The organism is Erwinia sp. STN24, assembly GCF_041320675.1.
Taxonomy (GTDB): Bacteria; Pseudomonadota; Gammaproteobacteria; order Enterobacterales; family Enterobacteriaceae; genus Erwinia; species Erwinia aeris.
This window is the reverse complement of sequence record NZ_JBGGPM010000001.1, coordinates 765,592-782,451: the sequence shown is the minus strand read 5'-3', so window position 1 is coordinate 782,451 and position 16,860 is coordinate 765,592. Positions and strand designations below refer to the sequence as shown.

Here is a 16,860-nt window from a genome sequence, read left to right as displayed (position 1 = left end):
ACGCCACTATTGCTTCAGGCGCCAGGCGACAACGCTGTCCCCTGCTTTGGTGCCCAGCGAACCGTGACCGCCTGCGGCGATAATCACATACTGCTTGTTATCCGCGCCCATATAGGTGGCTGGCGTCGCCTGACCACCTGCCGGCAGCTCGGTTTGCCACAGCAGCTCGCCCGTATTGATGTCGTAAGCGCGGAAGAAGTTATCCGCCGTTGCGCCATGGAACACCAGATCGCCCGCCGTAGTCAGCGGCCCGCCGTGCGCCACCATGCCCATCGGGAAGCCAATCGGGAAGCGGCCCGGCAGGAAGGTGGTTTTCAGATTTTTGGTAGTGCCCACGCGGCGCAGCCATTCGGTTTTACCGGTAGTCAGATCGACACCGACCATACGGCCCCAAGGCGGAGCAATGCACGGGATCCCCAGGCTGGAGGCGAACTGCTGAATATGGATCGCGTAATCCCCTTCAAAGTTCTCGTTCCAGTATGGCGTGCCGTCTTTAGTAAACAGACGTTTGTTTTCCGTTTCCGGGGTACGCTTGATCAGGTTGTACTTGTAAGCCAGACGTACCGGCGAAGCGATCAGAATTTGACGTTCCGGATCGATGGCCACCGAGCCCCAGTTAAATACGCCGATATTGCCGGGGAAGACAATGGTGCCCGCTTCGGTAGAAGGCGTCCACGGGTTGCCGTCATAGCGCATAGATTTAAATTCGATGCGGCAGGCCATCTGATCGAACGGCGTCAGCCCCCACATCGACTTCTCTTTCAGCGGATCCGGGATAAAGTTCAGCGCCGAAACGGGCTGAGTCGGCGAAAACTTCTCGCCCTGCACGCCGCCTGTAGTAGAAACATCTACCTGATTAACAGGATAGACGGCCTGACCGGTCAACCGGTTCAGTACAAACAGGTTGCCGGTTTTGGTTGGCAGGATCACCACTGGCTGACGGCTGCCCTGATAGTCGATATCCAGCAGCGAAGGCTGGGAAGGATTATCACGATCCCACAGGTCGTTTTTGGATGACTGGAAGCGCCATTTAAAGGCACCGGTTTTTAAATCCAGCGCTACCAGGGTATCGCGGAACTTCTCTGTATTGCTGTTAGCGTCGCGGCGATTGCCCAGCTCGTCTGGCGATGCGTTGCCGAACGGCACGTACACCAGGCCATTTTTCAAATCGGCGCTCAGCGTAGCCCACGCAACCGGCGTGTCCTGAGGATAGGTCTGGCCTGCCGGCAGCGGCTGCGTCTGCTGCGGATTAGCCGGATCGAAGTTCCAGACCAGGCGACCACTGGTGACGTCATAAGCACGAATAACGCCGGATGGGTTACCGCTGTTAAAGCCGTTATCCATCACCGAGCCACCAACGATCACCAGGTTACCTGCAACCAGCGGTGCAGCGGTCTGCATCAGCGCGTGTGGACGAATGTTGCCCATATTCGCACGCAAATCAACGATGCCGTTTTCGCCAAAGTCAGCGCATGGCTTGCCGCTGTCCGCATCCAGCGCGATCAGCTTAGCGTCGGTCGTCGCGTTAAAAATGCGCTTGCGGCACATGGCCGGCGCTTCTGCTGCTGACGCTGGCTGCGCTTCTGGCGCATAATAGCTGACGCCGCGACAGGTCTGGTGCTGCTGCAGATAAGAACGATCTTTCGCAGGCTGATATTTCCACTTCAGCTCGCCGGTTTCCGGATTCAGCGCGTGAACTTCATTATGCGGCGTACAGAAATAAACGGTGTTGTTCACCTTCAGCGGCGTGGCTTCAAAAGTGTACTCCGTCGCATCCTTTTCGGTGCGCAGATCGCCGGTGTGATAGGTCCAGGCCACTTCCAGATTACTGACGTTATCCTTAGTGATCTGCTTCAGATCGGAGAAGCGCAGGCCGTTGCTGGTGCCGCCGTAGGCCGTCCAGTCATTGCTCGCCACGGCGGTATCAACCGGGGTGCGTTTGTTGGTCAGCTTGCCTGCCTGCGGATAAGGGTCATAGAAAGCCAGACCGATAACGAGAGCGATAATAACGATAACTGTCGTGCCGAGAAAAGGATGGAAGCCGGCAGGTTTAGCTGCGCCCTGCGCTTTTGACAGCGGGCGTACAATCCAGGGTAAAGCCAGCCAGACGCCGAGCAGGCCAATAATGTCGCCGCGCGGGATCCACTGCCACTTATCAAAACCAACCTCATAAATGGTCCAGGCGACCACCAGCCACATTAAAATTGCATAAATCGACAGCGCAATTTTTTTATTTTTGAACAGCGCAATAGCCGTCAGCAACAGGCCAATCGCTATCACCACATAGAATGGCGACCCGCCCAACAGCAGCAATTTCCCACCCATGTAAAGCATAGCAATACCGACGATTGCTATAACAATACTCGTTAGCTTTATCATTTTCGTCTCTCGAATTAACCACAGGGATAGTTGATTTCAAATTACAATTACGCAACGTAAAATTAACCAAATTCAGTCAAAAAGAAAATACCATTTAATTAATGTATTTTAGGTGATAATTCAGGAGCGGAAGGATTATGTCGCGTACGCATTGCTGTCTGCATAAAGCGGGTAGTTCAGTTATGCGTTGTTGAGTGCATAAAGCGGGCATTCCGGGTACGCATTACTCAGTGCATAAAGCAGGCATTTCAGATACGCATCATTGAGTGCATAAAGCAGGCAATTCAGGTATGCGTTGCTGAGTGCATAAAGCAGGCAATTCAGGTATGCGTTGCTGAGTGCATAAAGCAGGCATTCCGGATACGCATTACTGAGTGCATAAAGCAGGCATTTAAAGCGCGGAAATCGTCAGCGTTTGTTTATTGCGCATGCTGAAAAGGGATAAGGCGGCGTTGTACAGACCGGGAGACTGAGCATGCTCCCGGCGTTGTTTAAGCGTGGTGAGGTTATTTGCTGTAAAGCTTCTTCAGCCTGGCCTGATACGCTTCTACGTTATGCTCAGACTGGATCCTGGCGATAGCCGCATTGGCTTTATCGTGGATCTGTTCAGGATGGCGAATAATATCCTCAATAATGTTTTTCATGCGGTCGACCGTTTTACGACGCAGGGCATCGCGGTCTTGCCGAGAAGTAATGGCATAGTCGCAATCGTCGTTCAGCGGATGACTAATCAACCAGCCCGCCTCTTGCGGATTGATTTCCGGCAGCGCACGCACGTTAGTGGTGATCACCGGACAGCCGCAGGACTGCATCTCCAGCACGGAAAACCCATAGGTTTCAGCCCAGGTTGGCAGCAGGCCGACATCCGCTTTTTGCAACAGCTGCATCACTTTATCATTCGGCATGGCGCTGTGATGCTCGAAAAGATCGTAGCGGGCAATGGTCGCTTCCGTCTCACGGGCAAACGCCGGATCGTCCTGATAAGGGCCGAACGCGTAGTTGTTCGTTTTCTCAAGATCGCCTATCAGCGTAACTTTGATTTGTTCCGGCTGGATAGCGTTGGTGGCCAGCAGTTCGCCGAAGGCCTGCACGATTTCGCCGCCGCCTTTGCGATAAAAGTCTTTGCCAATAAAAACAAAATGAACCGGGTCGGCGGCATTACGCGCCGGTCGCTCGGTCATATAGAGCTTTTGCGGCGGATGCATAACCACCATCTTGTCGCGCAGCACGCGCGACAGCTCCGGGCTGTCGTTGAACAGCTTCATTTCCATCTTATAGGCCGCGCCGGAAAGCGCGATCAGCGCTAAACAATTATTGGCTGTCAGCGCTGAAGAGAGCCGTTGCAGCTTTGCGCGATTGTCCTCTTTGCTGCCGTTTTTAGGCGGCAGGATGCGTGGCAGCTCGGTTTCAAACGTCGCCACCCATTTACGGTCGGTTATTGCTATCTCGTTGAAAACGTGAAAGACATCAATGTTTTTTTTCTGCGAACCGACCAGCGGCCGAAACAGGAAAATTTTGTCTTTTTTAAGAAACTTCATGTTCAGAAGATTTATATAAGAATAAATATTCTTGTTTTTGAAGTTCACATATTCCACGTCAGCATCAACAATTATCGTCCGTTTCTCCGGGTAGTTATCGTTAGATACGCCGACTCTCATACCGCCACCTCATAGAAAATAATGCTAACCGCACTGAGTAATGTTATTAGAATTCAAATTTGCCCTGGTATTCATTCCATGACGCCCCGGTACTCCATCACATCGGCCGTCGCAAGTAAATACAGGCATATTCTTAATATCAAAACTGGCAAAATAGTTGCTGCTAAAAGCGGTGATGCTTACGCAGGCAATAGTTAATATTTAGTTAAAATTTGTCGTCAATCTGGCGAAGCACCCCGGTTAATACTGGCTGCAACAATATACACATAAAGACACCAGATGAAATAAAATATTACATTTACCGTCTCATATTTTTTTCTGAAAAGTAAGAAGCCAGGCATCACGGGCCTGTTGGCGCATTGCGGCCTCCTTCTCTGACACAACAACTCTATCCGACACGTAAAATAGAGGCCAGCCTTAATCAGAAAAAAGTAAACAAAAGGTTAACAAAATTGAGTGAGATCAATAAAAATATAACAGCCGCTTATATAAGATTTGGTCGACCCGAACCGGACCAGGACTTTTCTTCTGCCCTACATTTAAAGTATTAGTATTTGTAAAAATGATGTCCGGTTAATATCTGCGCCACTGCCGCTTTTATTTGCTCACCTGAGATAGCTTGTAGCGATTTTGTAATTAAGATAGTTCTGTTTTCATCGAGAGCACTTTCTGGATTGCGCCGAATTTCCCGGGCAAAAAGAGAGGTAAAAAACAAGGTAACTGAATAAGAAATTTCTGATTAAAAAAACGCCGGGCAACATTCAGATTAGCGGAAAAAAGCGCCTGAAAAGTACCAATAATGACCAGAATAAAGCGAAAATGCCGCACGCGCGACGGATTCAAAAACCTGGCCCGCTTTTGCCGTAAAGATAAGCCTGCCTTTTTTGCAGTGCTTTGATTTAATTTAGAATTACTCAGGTGAATGGCAGGAAGCCGTCGCACCCCGGCCCCAGCCAGGTTACACTTGGTTCCCTGCCTTGTTCACCTCTGAGATAGCCATGCTGAAAGAAAATTTTAACGACCTTATCTCGCTGATGGTGATCGCTCGCGAGAGAAGCTTTACCCGCGCGGCGGCCAGGCTGGGCGTTTCCCAGTCCGCTTTAAGCCATGCCATACGCGGGCTGGAGGAGCGGCTGCAGCTGCGTCTGTTAACCCGAACCACGCGCAGCGTCGCCCCTACCGAAGCGGGCGAACGCCTGATAAAAACCATTGGCCCGCACCTTGAAGAGATTGAAAACGAGCTGGCTGCCCTGCATGAACTGCGCGACAGGCCCTCAGGCAATATTCGCCTTAACGTGGGCGAGCACGCCCTTACCTTCGCCCTGTGGCCCGCAGTAGAACAGTTTTTACAGGCGTGGCCGGAAGTGAATATCGAAATTATGTCCGATAATTCCCTGACGGATATCGTCAGCGGCCGTTTTGACGCGGGCGTACGGCTGGGCGAACAGGTTGCAAAGGATATGATTGCCGTCAGGATCGGGCCGGACTGGCGGATGGTTGTAGTGGGCTCGCCCGCTTATTTCGCTCGCTACGGCAGGCCCGCTACGCCACAGGATCTGCAGCAGCACAACTGCATCAATATGCGCCTGCCGACCATGGGCAGCATCTATGCCTGGGAGTTTGCCAAAGCGCAGCGCGAAATCCGCGTGAAGGTGGACGGCCAGCTGACGCTGAATAATCTGCAAACCCGAATTAAAGCTGCCGTGGCAGGGATTGGCCTGGCGATGGTGCCTGAGGATACCGTTGAGGAAGCGGTTAAGGCAGGCCAGCTGGAAAAGGTGCTGGAAGAGTGGTGCGCGCCTTTTCCGGGCTATTACCTGTACTACCCCAGCCGCCGCCAGCATACCTCCGCCTTTGCGAAGTTTGTTGAGGCGGTTCGCTACAGCGAGATCTGACGGCAAACGCAAAGGCCCGAAGACAGATCGGGCCTTTGATTAATAACGTTTAAACGCCGGTCAGAAGGCTTCCCAGTTATCCGTTGAGGCGGTCGCCAGCACCGGCGATTTCAGCGCTGTCACGCCAGAACGACGGGCTACCTCTTTCCTGCCGGCCAGGCGAAACACGGCTACCGCTTCGTTCAGGCGAGCGGCCTGCTCTTCCAGCGAGGCGGCGGCTGAAGAAGATTGCTCTACCAGCGCGGCGTTCTGCTGCGTCACCTGATCGAGTTCCGACACCGCGATGCCGACCTGACTGATGCCGCGGCTCTGCTCCTCAGAGGCGGAGGAAATTTCATCCATGATATCGCGTACCTGCTGTACCGAGCTAAGGATACCGCTCATTGACTCTTCCGCCTGTCCGGCCAGCCGGGAACCGTTGTCAACGCGGGCCGAGGATTCAGCGATCAGCGCGTTGATATCTTTCGCCGCTACGGCGCTGCGCTGCGCCAGGTTGCGCACTTCTCCCGCCACCACCGCAAAGCCACGGCCGTTTTCGCCAGCGCGGGCGGCTTCTACCGCCGCGTTCAGCGCCAGAATATTGGTCTGGAAAGCGATGCTTTCAATTACGCCGGTGATTTCCGCGATTTTTTTAGAGCTTTCCTGTAGCCCAAAGATGCTTTTTATCACACCGTCCACGATAGCGCCGCCCTTCTCCGCCGTTTGCGCGGCAGAAAGCGCCAGCTTCGCCGCCTGATGCGAATTGTCCGCGTTCTGCTTCACCGTGGCGGTGATCTGTTCCATGCTGGCGGCGGTTTGCTCCAGCGAGGCTGCCTGCTCTTCCGTACGGGATGAGAGATCGTTGTTGCCCGCCGCAATTTCGCTGACGCCGGTTAAAATCGTATCCGCGCCGTTGCGCACGTTACCCACGGTTTTCACCAGCGACTGTTGCATTACCGCCAGGCCGGAAAGCAGATGGCCCATCTCGTTACGGGCGCGCGGATCGACCGCTATCTGCTCCGTCAGATCGCCCTGTTCAATAGCGTTGATATGCCCCAGCGCGCGCGCCAGCGGCTGGATCAGCACGCGTTTGATCACCGACCAGCTCACGATCACAGCGCTCAGCACCACCAGCAAAATAGCGCCCATCAGCCACAGCATCTGCGTGAATACCTGCTTGCTTTCAGCGGAGGTGGTCTTCGACAGCTGGCCAACGGCGGCGCGCCAGCGATCGTAATCGCCCTGCATAATCTTCTGGTTGCCCGCAACGTTAATGCTGAACAGGCCGGTTAAATCGCGGCGTGAAGCGATTTCCATCAGCTGATTAAGCTGTCCGGCGTACGCCTGGTAGCTTTGCGCCAGCCTGCTGTTAAGCGTGGCATCGAGTCCGGGAATAACCGGCCCGTTCTGGTAGTTTTTAAAATCGCGATCGGCCAGCGCCAGCTGCGCTTTGCCGTGCGCGACCATACCGCCCACTACGCTGCTGGTCGGCCCCTCTTTTTGCAGCCAGATCACCACGCGGTTAACGTCCGCACGCGCCGCGTTAAGTTCATACCAGGCATTGGTCAGCGCGGTCACCTGATCGCTGGCCGTCGAGGCGGTTTCGAAGCTCTCTTTATTGTGATCCAGCGCGCTGAGGAAGAGGATGCCAGCGACAAGCTGTAGGGTGCCGAAGGCAATGATCGTGCTGAGCAAGAACGAGGAGGTTTTGATTCGGGAAAAAACGGACATAGCCACACCTGATTATTGTTTCAGAAGCGACTTATATCGGCAAAGTTACCGGTAACATTAGAAAAAAAACGTGATTATTTATGTTGATAGCCAAACGGCCCTGTATCAGCTGCGCTCGATTTTACGCGCGGCTTCATCCAGCGCATCAATGATGTCGTGCAGCGTCTGCTGCGGCAACGCCGACTGGGAAAGGCGCATATTCAGCGCCATACGCATATTGTTGATGGCCCGCTCCACTTCCGGAATGCTGCGGTTATTGACGAGGATCGCCATCGAGCTGAGTCGGTTAATGATATCATGCAGCGTTTCCTGCCCTTCTGCCAGCTGGCGCTCTCCTTCCCGGGTCAGGCTATAGGCCTTGCGCGCCGCCTGCGGATCGCGGGATTCAATGCATTCCATTTCCTCCAGCAGCGTCAGGTTGGGATAAATAATGCCGGGGCTGGGGCTGTATTCGCCTTTGGATAGCTCTTCAATCGTCTTGATTAGCTCATAGCCGTGTGCGGCGCCCTGTGCGATAAAGTGCAGAAGCAGCAGGCGAACGTCGCTGGCGTCCAGCATCTTTTCACGCCGTTTTCTCCGTGCGGCGCTGGCCGGGCCGCCGGATAAGTCATATTGAGAACTGCGCTGTGATTTCATCGCCTGCCCGAGCCTGTTTGAAGGGGATTGATAGTAAGTTAGCCCCCTGAAAAATACAACAACCCTACTTATCGTGCCAGTAAGCCACTGCACGGACGAAATCGGCGTCGCGCTCGCGCTTGCCGATAAAGTAGTCGCTGAGCTGCTTCACCGCCGCGCCTTCGCCCGTCAGCCAGATAAAGTAGTCGTCCGTCGGTAAGGCAACCTTATCCAGGTCGGCGATAAGCGATCCGACGCCAGCCTGCATTTTGCCGCTACCCAGCCAGACGATTTCCACGTTTGGCGGATCGCCAAGATAGGCTTTGCCCTGCGCTGCGTCGACAAAGGCATAAAGCCTTACCGGCCTGTCGCCAAGCGAGGTCAGCCGTCGTTTGAACGCGGGCAGCCCTGTTTCATCGCAGACGTAAAGCTGGAAAGCGTAATCCTCCGGCACGATCAGCGAGCCGCGCGGGCCGCCGATGGCCAGCCTGTCGCCAGGGTGCGCCGTAACGGCCCAGTCGCTGGCTACGCCCGACTCGTGCAGATAAAAATCCAGCGTCAGCCTGTTTTTCTGCGCGTTAAAGTACAGCGGCGTGTAGTCGCGCGCCAGCGGACGAATGCCGTCTTTCCAGACGATGCCCTCTTCCGTGACCTGGGGCAGATAAAGCTCGCCGGTGGCGGGATCCGGGAAAAAGACCTTAACGTGATCGTCGAAGCCCGCCGAATTAAAACCGGCCAGCGCTTCGCCGCCGAACTCAATGCGGTAAAAGCTGTTGGCGACGAAAGTTTTCGCAATCACTTCTACCGGACGAAAACGCAGTTCATTTCTTACGCGACGGGGAGCGCGACCTGTTTTTTCGGTCAAAATAATTCTCCTGACGGGGGCTGGCCCGTAATAGTAAACCGTAATTATTCTCAATAGCGGAGGAAAATATATCTATGATATATCTTAACCGCAAGCGGAGATTTGCTCAGCGTCTGACCACCCGCACAAATAGTCCCTGGAAAACCGCGCAAAAAAAGCCGCCGGGCAGAATGCCGGGCGGCTTGATAGTGATGACAAATTTAAAAGGACGCGCCGCCGTTTTTACAGCGCCGCCACGGCGGCAGAGGTTGATAATAAAGTTAAGGCGCAGTCGCGCCGGTGACGCGCCAGACCACGTTTCCGGCATCGTCGGCAATCATCAGGCCGCCCTGTTTATCCATGGTCAGGCCTACCGGCAGGCCGCGAACCGATTTTTGATCGTCAGTGAGGAAGCCGGTGACCACCGGCTCTGGCTGACCCTGCGGCATACCGTTGCGGAAGGCGACCCACACCACCTGATAGCCGTTCAGCGGCTTGCGGTTCCAGCTGCCGTGCTCGCTGACAAAAGCGCCGCCACGGTATTTCTCCGGCAGGTTGGTGCCGGTATAGAACCACAGTCCCAGCGGCGCCACGTGCGAGCTGAGCGCATAGTCAGGCTTAATCGCTTTTTTCACCAGATCCGGGCGCGGCGGCTGCACGCGTTCGTCCACGTGCTGGCCGAAATAGCTGTAAGGCCAGCCGTAAAAGCCACCTTCCTGTACCGAAGTCAGGTAGTCCGGCACCAGATCGGCACCGATTTCATCGCGCTCGTTAACGATGGCCCACAGCTTGCCGGTTTGCGGCTCCCACTGCATCCCGGTGGGGTTGCGCAGCCCGCTGGCGTAGATCCGGCTGGCGCCGCTAGCCGCATCGACTTCCAGGATGTCGGCCCGACGATACTCCGCGCCGATGCCGTTTTCAGTGATATTACTGTTGGAGCCGACGCCAACATAGAGTTTGCTGCCGTCCGGGCTGGCCAGCAGCGACTTGGTCCAGTGATGGTTAATAGGCCCGCCCGGCAGCTCGGTCAGCTCGGTGCCGGGATCGGTAATCTTCGTCGCGCCGCTCTCATACCGATATTTCATCAGCGAGTCGGCATTCGCCACATACAGCGTGTCGCCGATCAGCTGCACGCCAAACGGCGAACGCAGGTTTTCCAGGAAAGGATATTTTTGCCAGCTTTTGCCGTCGCTGCTGCGCAGCAGCGTAATGCGATTGCCGCCGGCGCCGCCCTTGCCGGAGGCCTTTTGAACCAGACCGGTCACCAGCTGCTTCGGCTGGCTGGTCGGCGCTGCCGGAGCGCTGCCTTCCACCACCAGGATATCGCCGTTTGGCAACGTGTAGAGCTGGCGCGGATGCTGAAAACCGTCCGCAACTTTCTCTATCTTCAGGCCATCCGCGACTTTGGGCTTTTCACCCTCTTTCCATGGCGTACCGTTCGGAACCTTCATGGGTGGGACAAGGAAGTTTTTTGCCGCCGGCAGCTCCGGATTTGCACCGGTTTGCTTTGCAGGATCGATTTTAGCGCCGTCGTCACAGCCGGCGAGCAGCAGCGAAACCGATACGGCCAGCAGTGAGAGTGTGGTTGACGTTTTCATAACTCCTCCTTAAGCGGTGCGATCGCGCACGGCGAGCTGCACGTTGGCGAACAGCATCAGAACCACCGCCAGGGTGGAGAGAATAACGCCGGCAGGCACCACGGCCCACGCGTCGCGGCTGTGTATAAAGGCGTTAAAGATTTCCAGGATAATAGCCAGAAGATAAGCCCAAAAATGCACTTTTATCGCCGATCCCTGCGGATAAGAGACGCCCACCCAAACCTGCACAAGGTTAATCAGGCGAGGAATAATCGCGATTATCAACCCGATAGCGATCAGCCAGCTCGCCGCCTGCGTCCAGAAGATTTCGGTACTGTAGAGATAAATAATGTCGAAGATCCAGCCCGCCACAAAAAAGCCGAGCGGGACAGGATGAAACAGCGAATAGACGGCCACCGCAAAAGTCGAATGGCGGGATGTTACCTGGGAAGTCATTTACCGGCTCCTTAAACAGGGAAAATGCGCGCGGCCCGAAAGCAATGCGGCAGCGCAGACTGTAAAAGGTTAGTAAAGTTAATGACTTCTTGTTTAATAATATGAAGAAAATTAGGATTATGCCCGCTGCTGGCGTAAATCGGCCAGCGAATGCCGCTGCACGCCTGCCGCGTCAAAATTGCTGACGTCCAGCCAACGCTCAAAGGCTTCGCGCAGCGCGGGCCATTCTTTATCAATAATGGAAAACCAGGCGGTATCGCGGCTGCGACCCTTATAGACGATGGCCTGACGGAACAGCCCTTCATAGCGAAAGCCGAGGCGCTCCGCTGCCCGCCGCGAAGGCGCGTTGAGGCTGTCGCACTTCCATTCGTATCGACGATAGCCCAGCCGATCGAAGGCGTAACGCATCAACAGAAAATGGCTTTCGGTAGAGAGCGGCGTGCGCTTCAGCGCGGGCGAAAAGGTCACGTACCCCACCTCCATCACGCCGTGCGCTGGCTCAATTCTCATCAGCGCCAGCGTGCCGACCGCGCGGCCGCTTTGTCGATCGATCACGGCGAAATGCAGCGGATCGCGGCTGGCTTCGGCCCGGGCAAGATAGTCACGAAGCTCCTCCGCGTTAAAAGGGCCGGCAGGCAAATAAGTCCAGTCCCGATCGTCTTCGGCGCTGCGCCACGCGGCCAGCAGATCCTCATAGTGACGGGCGCTTTCCAGCGGCTCCAGCACGCAGAAGCGCCCCGCTAGCGCCATGCGTTCAGGCAAAGGGCGCGGCGTCCATTCGGGAAGCGGTTCACCAACCGGCTGTTGAAATTCATTTAATCGCACGGACAATTTTCACCTCAGGCAATAAATACGTTGATTTTCCAGCATAACCTGCCGCACAACGAAAGCCAGTAGCGTTTGTTACCTGTCGATAAACCGGCCCGGATAGTCCGCCGGCGGTTTTTGTCGCTCATTAAATCGGCCAAACAGCCGATAACGGTTTTGTGCGATCAGATTGTAGCAGCGGTCGCTGATGAACTTTGGACAGAAGCGCAGTACCGAAAGCGCTCGCCACGGCCACGGCAGCCCAAGCATAACGCGGAAAATAGCGTCGGCGCGCAGATAAACCTGCCCCCGTTCAAGCAGCACAATGGTATTGATTTCGTCAGGCGACATACCGGCGGCTTTCAGCAGGGATTTGCCTTTTTCAGTCTGAACCGCGGCCAGGCGTACGGTGCGGCGCCTGTCATAGCGCAGCAGAAAATTGACCCAGCCGTTACAGAGTTTGCACACGCCGTCATAGAGCACAATGCGCTCCTGCGACGGCAGAGTTTCAGCAGTATCGGACATAGCATCACCAAAGTCAGATAAAAATAAAAAGCCGCTTGTATGCGACCAGACCTTAAGCCTGGCCTGAAAAGCGGCATACATCCATTTTGAATCGTTTCAGGAACACCAGAATGCCGACTCCTCAAGGCGAAACCCGCTACCAGCTGGCGTTAGAGATGCTGACAGCAGACGACGCGGGACGGGATGAAATTCTCAGCAAGTTCACCCGGCTCACCAGCGAGCTGCTGAATATTCCCGGTAGCTTCGTGTCGATTATGAACGAGCACCAGCAATACATTAAGGCGGCGCGGAATTTCTCGCTACAGCAAAGCTCGCTGGAAGACGCGCTCTGTCGGCACACGCTCGCCAGCGGCGAGGTCATGGTCTGTCCCGACACCCATCTGGACGAACGGTTTAAGGCGCACCCGCTGATTAAAGACTCGCCCTATATCCGTTTTTACGCGGGCGCGCCGCTGAAAATGCGCGACGGCGCCATTGTCGGCACCCTGTGTGTTACGGACGTGCTGCCGCATATTTTCACTGAGGAACAGGTGAAGCTGCTGGAGCTGCTGGCGGAGATCATGACCGCCTGGCTGGACGCCTGGTATCACACCAGCCTGCGTGACGTTGTCACTCTTTTGCCCAATCGTCAGAGCCTGCTGCGTGATTTGGAGCAGCTGGAGGATGGCGGCATTATTCAGCCCTACAGCCTGGTACTGATTGACTGCATTGATATGGCACGCGCCTACGACATCGCCCGCGCGCTGGGGATGTATGCGCTGGAAGCTCTGCTGCAAAACATCGCCGCCCTGCTGCGTACGCGCCTGCAGCTCAGAGACGATGACCGGCTTTATACCGTGTCGAAAGGCCGGTTTGCGCTGCTTTCCGCCGGTAAAACGTCCGGCTGGCCAAAACAGCTGAGCGAAAAGCTGGGTCAGGTACGCGCGCGTATAGGCGAAGAGATTGCTATCGATCTGACTCTTCACCTGGGCGAAGTCTCTTTTGCGCCTGCGCTCTGCCCGCCGGTTGAAGCGCTGCGGCGCGGCGTCAGCGCGCTGCATGAGGCTATCGGCCAGGGCCTGCCCTACGCCGCTTTCGATCTGGAGAGCGATAACCGCCGCAAGCTGGATTTTCTGCTGCTGCACGATCTGGCGGAAGCGCTGCGCAGCGAAGGCGGGCTTTATCTGGTTTATCAGCCGCAGATCTCGTTGCACAGCGGCCTGCCGGTAGGCATGGAGGCGCTGCTGCGCTGGCAGCATCCCCGCCTCGGCAACCTGCCGCCGTTACAGTTTCTGCCGCTGGCGGAGCAAACCAACCTGATGGCTGGCGTCACCGACTGGGTGATCGTCAGCGTGCTGGCGCAGCTTAAGCTCTGGCGGGCAAAAGGCATTAACCTGCCCGTGTCGGTCAACGTCAGCGTCAGCGATCTGGCCCGTGAAGGCTTTGCCGACTGGCTGGAAAGGATGCTGCTGCGGGCGGGCCTCTCCAGCGATTTGCTGAGTATCGAGTGCCTGGAAACGGAAAAGCTGCTGGAAAGCCCGGATGCGATGCGCGGCCTGAATCAGCTCAAGCTGCGCGGCTTCACGCTGGCACTGGACGATTTCGGCAGCGGCTACAGCAATATTAACTATCTGAAGCGCATTCCAATGGACGTCATCAAGCTGGATCGCTCGCTGATCGCGCCGCTTGCTGCCGACGGCGGCAGCCAGATCGTGGCGCGCCACGTGATAACCATGCTTAAGGAGCTGAACTATATTGTGCTGGCGGAGGGCGTGGAGGATGAGGAAACGCTGCTGATGCTGCGCGGATTCGGCTGTGATGAAATTCAGGGCTACTTTTGCAGTAAACCCCTTCCGGCGGAAGGGGTTGAGCAATGGCTTAAGAGCGGGAAAACGCCTTAGATCAGGCGCCTGCGCAGACGATCGGCTCAGGATGCAGCCCAAAGGGTCAAATCAGGAGCCTGCGCAGACGGTCAGCTCAGCATCCTGCTCAAAGGATCCAATCAGGATTCTGCCCAGACGGTCTGCGCGTTGGTAAATTCCCGAATACCAAAGTGGGACAGCTCGCGACCGTAGCCGCTGTGCTTAACGCCGCCAATCGGCACGCGCGGGTCGGAGAAGCTCGGCGTATTGATAAACATGCCGCCGGTTTCCACCTTCGCGGCAAGCTTGCGGGCTTTTGCGACGTCGCGGCTCCACAGGCTGCCGCCCAGGCCGAACTCGGAGTCGTTAGCCAGCGCAATCGCGTCGTCCGCGTCCTTCGCCACAATCAGCGAAGCAACCGGGCCAAACAGCTCCTGCTTAAAGCTGGTCATGCCGGGTTTGACGTTGCTCAGTACGGTAGGCGCATAGAAGTTCGCCTTGCCCTGCATCACGTGGCCACCCAGCAGGCACTCCGCGCCTTCGGCGATGGTAGCCTGAACCTGAGAATCCAGCTCGTCGCGCAGATCGAAACGGGCCATCGGGCCGATATAGGTCGCCTCGTCACGCGGATCGCCCACCACCAGCTCTTTTACCGCCGCCACGAATTTGTCGCGGAACTCGGCAAAAACGGCCTCCTCCACGATAATCCGCTTAGCAGCCATACAGACCTGGCCGCCGTTCATAAAGCGACCCGCCACCGCGCCTTTCACCGCCGCATCGATATCGGCGTCGGCCAGCACGATAAAGGCATCGGAACCGCCCAGCTCCAGCACGCTTTTCTTCACCGCCGCGCCCGCCAGCGCCGCAATAGCCGCGCCTGCGCGCACGCTGCCGGTCAGGGTCACGGCCGCGATGCGTGAGTCTTTGATAATAGTAGCGACGGCATCGTTATCGGCATTCAGGACGCTAAACAGTCCCTGCTGCACACCCGCTTCCGCCAGCACGGATTGCAGCAGCAGCGCGCTGCCCATAATGCTCGGGGCCGGTTTCAGCAGATAGCTGTTGCCCGCCATAATAATCGGCACCGCGCCGCGCAGCACCTGCCATACCGGGAAGTTCCACGGCATCACGGCCAGGATCGGGCCAATCGGCAGATAGTTGACGTGCGCTTTTTCGTTTTCAACCAGCGTGGCTTCCGGCGCCAGGATTGTTGGCCCCTGTTCCGCATACCATTCACACAGGCGCGCGCATTTTTCCACTTCGGCCAGGCTCTGGGTAATCGGCTTGCCCATTTCGTCGGTCATCATTTCCGCCAGCGCGCGAGCATGTTTACGCAGGCTGGCCGCCATGTTCAGCAACAGCTGGCTGCGTTCCGCCACCTCGCTGTGACGCCAGTGCTGAAACGCGCCGTGGGCCTGCGCCAGCGCGGTTTCCACCTCGGCGGCGGTAGCGAAAGGCGTCTGGCGAATGATGTCGCCGGTAAAAGGGTTACGGGATACGGCGCCCGCCTGAACTGCTGATGAAGTCGTCATAAGATCCTCCGTCGGCCTCTCAGGCCGGTTGGTGATAGTGACGCTATCTTAGCCTTGCGCATCCTTCCTGAAAAATGAATAATAATGAAAATATCCTGCTCAAAATGAGAATGTTTATGGATCTGACCCAGCTGGAAGTGTTCCGCGCCATCGCGGAAGAAGGCAGCGTGACGGCGGCAGCGGGTAAACTGCACCGCGTTCCTTCTAATATTTCTACCCGCCTGCGCCAGCTGGAGGACGAGCTGGGCACGGCGCTGTTCAGCCGCGAAAAGCTGCGCCTGCATATTACCGACGCGGGCCGCACGCTGCTGGATTACGCCAACCGCATCCTGGCACTGACTGAGGAGGCGCGCCTTCAGGTTTCCAGCCAGCATCCTGCCGGCGTCTTTACCCTTGGCGCGATTGAGAGCACCGCCGCGGTGCGGCTGCCGCCGCTGATTGCCCGCTATCATCAGGCCTGGCCGGAGGTAGAGCTGGATCTCTCTACCGGGCCGTCCGGCGCGATGACCGACGGGCTGCTGGCGGGCGAGTTCAGCGCGGTGTTTATCGACGGGCCGCCGAAGCATCCGCAGCTGGAAGGGATCCCGGTTTTTAACGAGGAGATGGTGCTGATCTCTTCGCTGAACCATCCGCCGGTCACCTGCGCCAGGGAAATTTCAGGCGCCACTATTTACGCTTTCCGCGCCAACTGCTCCTATCGCCGTCTGTTCGAGAACTGGTTCGCCCGTGAAAACGCGTCGCCCGGCAAGATTTTCGAGATGGAGTCCTATCATGGCATTCTTGCCTGCGTCAGCGCGGGCGCCGGGCTGGCGCTGATCCCGAAAAGTATGCTGGAGAATATGCCCGGCAGAGACAGCGTCAGCGCCTGGCCGCTGAGCGACAGCATGGGCGAGCTGGCGATCTGGCTGGTATGGCGCAAAGGCAGCGGCTCCGCCAATCTGCGGGCGATGGTGAAGATGTTAGAAGCCGTGCAGGAGTAATAGCGCTGAACTACGCTTAACCCACCTGATACCGGATGGAA

The 16,860-nt window shown here is 56.4% G+C and carries 13 protein-coding genes; 3 read left to right on the top strand and 10 right to left on the bottom strand.

Annotation, left to right across the window (positions count from 1 at the left end):
* Nucleotides 1–6: 6 nt before the first annotated feature.
* Both ACA373_RS03715 and ACA373_RS03710 read right to left on the bottom strand, forming a co-directional pair.
* Nucleotides 7–2,379 carry a membrane-bound PQQ-dependent dehydrogenase, glucose/quinate/shikimate family gene (locus ACA373_RS03715; RefSeq protein WP_301250871.1) on the bottom strand — a complete coding sequence of 791 codons (2,373 nt, stop codon included), beginning with the start codon at nt 2,377–2,379 and terminating at the stop codon, nt 7–9.
* A gap of 506 nt (nt 2,380–2,885) precedes the next feature.
* On the bottom strand, nt 2,886–4,037 hold the full coding sequence (locus tag ACA373_RS03710; RefSeq protein WP_301729574.1) for a glycosyltransferase family 4 protein: 1,152 nt from the start codon (nt 4,035–4,037) through the stop codon (nt 2,886–2,888).
* Between the two features lie 998 nt (nt 4,038–5,035).
* On the opposite strand from ACA373_RS03710, the gene ACA373_RS03705 reads away from it, so the two are divergent.
* On the top strand, nt 5,036–5,932 hold the full coding sequence (locus ACA373_RS03705; RefSeq protein ID WP_253454264.1) for a LysR family transcriptional regulator: 897 nt from the start codon (nt 5,036–5,038) through the stop codon (nt 5,930–5,932).
* A gap of 60 nt (nt 5,933–5,992) precedes the next feature.
* Here the strand turns inward: ACA373_RS03705 and ACA373_RS03700 are convergent, their stop codons facing one another.
* The 7 genes from ACA373_RS03700 to ACA373_RS03670 all read right to left on the bottom strand — a co-directional run bounded on the left by ACA373_RS03700 (nt 5,993) and on the right by ACA373_RS03670 (nt 12,466).
* A complete protein-coding gene (locus tag ACA373_RS03700) occupies nt 5,993–7,642 on the bottom strand; it encodes a methyl-accepting chemotaxis protein (RefSeq protein WP_253454265.1) in 1,650 nt (549 codons plus the stop codon).
* A 105-nt stretch (nt 7,643–7,747) separates the two neighbouring features.
* Nucleotides 7,748–8,278, bottom strand: coding sequence for a PadR family transcriptional regulator (locus ACA373_RS03695; protein ID WP_301250873.1), 531 nt, complete (start codon nt 8,276–8,278; stop codon nt 7,748–7,750).
* Nucleotides 8,279–8,342: 64 nt separating this feature from the next.
* Nucleotides 8,343–9,125, bottom strand: a complete 783-nt coding sequence (locus ACA373_RS03690) for a siderophore-interacting protein (protein WP_253460984.1) — start codon at nt 9,123–9,125, stop codon at nt 8,343–8,345.
* A 257-nt stretch (nt 9,126–9,382) separates the two neighbouring features.
* Nucleotides 9,383–10,699 (bottom strand): sorbosone dehydrogenase family protein, encoded by a 1,317-nt coding sequence (locus ACA373_RS03685; RefSeq protein WP_301250874.1) that lies wholly within the window; start codon nt 10,697–10,699, stop codon nt 9,383–9,385.
* Nucleotides 10,700–10,708: 9 nt separating this feature from the next.
* Complete coding sequence (locus ACA373_RS03680) at nt 10,709–11,134, bottom strand: DUF2231 domain-containing protein (protein ID WP_253454268.1); 426 nt, start codon at nt 11,132–11,134, stop codon at nt 10,709–10,711.
* 117 nt (nt 11,135–11,251) lie between these two features.
* Nucleotides 11,252–11,965, bottom strand: coding sequence for a GNAT family N-acetyltransferase (locus ACA373_RS03675; protein WP_301729575.1), 714 nt, complete (start codon nt 11,963–11,965; stop codon nt 11,252–11,254).
* Nucleotides 11,966–12,037: 72 nt separating this feature from the next.
* The gene (locus ACA373_RS03670; protein WP_253454270.1) at nt 12,038–12,466 is read right to left on the bottom strand and encodes a thiol-disulfide oxidoreductase DCC family protein; all 429 of its coding nucleotides are present in this window, start codon (nt 12,464–12,466) and stop codon (nt 12,038–12,040) included.
* Nucleotides 12,467–12,576: 110 nt separating this feature from the next.
* Here ACA373_RS03670 and ACA373_RS03665 point away from each other — a divergent pair, with 110 nt between their 5' ends.
* Nucleotides 12,577–14,346 carry a sensor domain-containing phosphodiesterase gene (locus tag ACA373_RS03665; protein WP_253454271.1) on the top strand — a complete coding sequence of 590 codons (1,770 nt, stop codon included), beginning with the start codon at nt 12,577–12,579 and terminating at the stop codon, nt 14,344–14,346.
* A 101-nt stretch (nt 14,347–14,447) separates the two neighbouring features.
* Here ACA373_RS03665 and ACA373_RS03660 read toward each other — a convergent pair whose 3' ends face one another.
* Complete coding sequence (locus tag ACA373_RS03660; RefSeq protein WP_301729576.1) at nt 14,448–15,839, bottom strand: NAD-dependent succinate-semialdehyde dehydrogenase; 1,392 nt, start codon at nt 15,837–15,839, stop codon at nt 14,448–14,450.
* Between the two features lie 116 nt (nt 15,840–15,955).
* On the opposite strand from ACA373_RS03660, the gene ACA373_RS03655 reads away from it, so the two are divergent.
* Nucleotides 15,956–16,819, top strand: a complete 864-nt coding sequence (locus ACA373_RS03655) for a LysR family transcriptional regulator (protein WP_370734027.1) — start codon at nt 15,956–15,958, stop codon at nt 16,817–16,819.
* The last annotated feature ends 41 nt before the right edge of the window (nt 16,820–16,860 follow it).

Bases quoted from the DNA above. Each gene is read 5' to 3' on its own strand.
- ACA373_RS03670 (WP_253454270.1), bottom strand. From the start codon at position 12,466: ATGTCCGATACTGCTGAAACTCTGCCGTCGCAGGAGCGCATTGTGCTC.
- ACA373_RS03655 (WP_370734027.1), top strand. From the start codon at position 15,956: ATGGATCTGACCCAGCTGGAAGTGTTCCGCGCCATCGCGGAAGAAGGC.
- ACA373_RS03695 (WP_301250873.1), bottom strand. From the start codon at position 8,278: ATGAAATCACAGCGCAGTTCTCAATATGACTTATCCGGCGGCCCGGCC.
- ACA373_RS03700 (WP_253454265.1), bottom strand. From the start codon at position 7,642: ATGTCCGTTTTTTCCCGAATCAAAACCTCCTCGTTCTTGCTCAGCACG.
- ACA373_RS03705 (WP_253454264.1), top strand. From the start codon at position 5,036: ATGCTGAAAGAAAATTTTAACGACCTTATCTCGCTGATGGTGATCGCT.
- ACA373_RS03685 (WP_301250874.1), bottom strand. From the start codon at position 10,699: ATGAAAACGTCAACCACACTCTCACTGCTGGCCGTATCGGTTTCGCTG.
- ACA373_RS03710 (WP_301729574.1), bottom strand. From the start codon at position 4,037: ATGAGAGTCGGCGTATCTAACGATAACTACCCGGAGAAACGGACGATA.
- ACA373_RS03660 (WP_301729576.1), bottom strand. From the start codon at position 15,839: ATGACGACTTCATCAGCAGTTCAGGCGGGCGCCGTATCCCGTAACCCT.
- ACA373_RS03680 (WP_253454268.1), bottom strand. From the start codon at position 11,134: ATGACTTCCCAGGTAACATCCCGCCATTCGACTTTTGCGGTGGCCGTC.
- ACA373_RS03665 (WP_253454271.1), top strand. From the start codon at position 12,577: ATGCCGACTCCTCAAGGCGAAACCCGCTACCAGCTGGCGTTAGAGATG.
- ACA373_RS03715 (WP_301250871.1), bottom strand. From the start codon at position 2,379: ATGATAAAGCTAACGAGTATTGTTATAGCAATCGTCGGTATTGCTATG.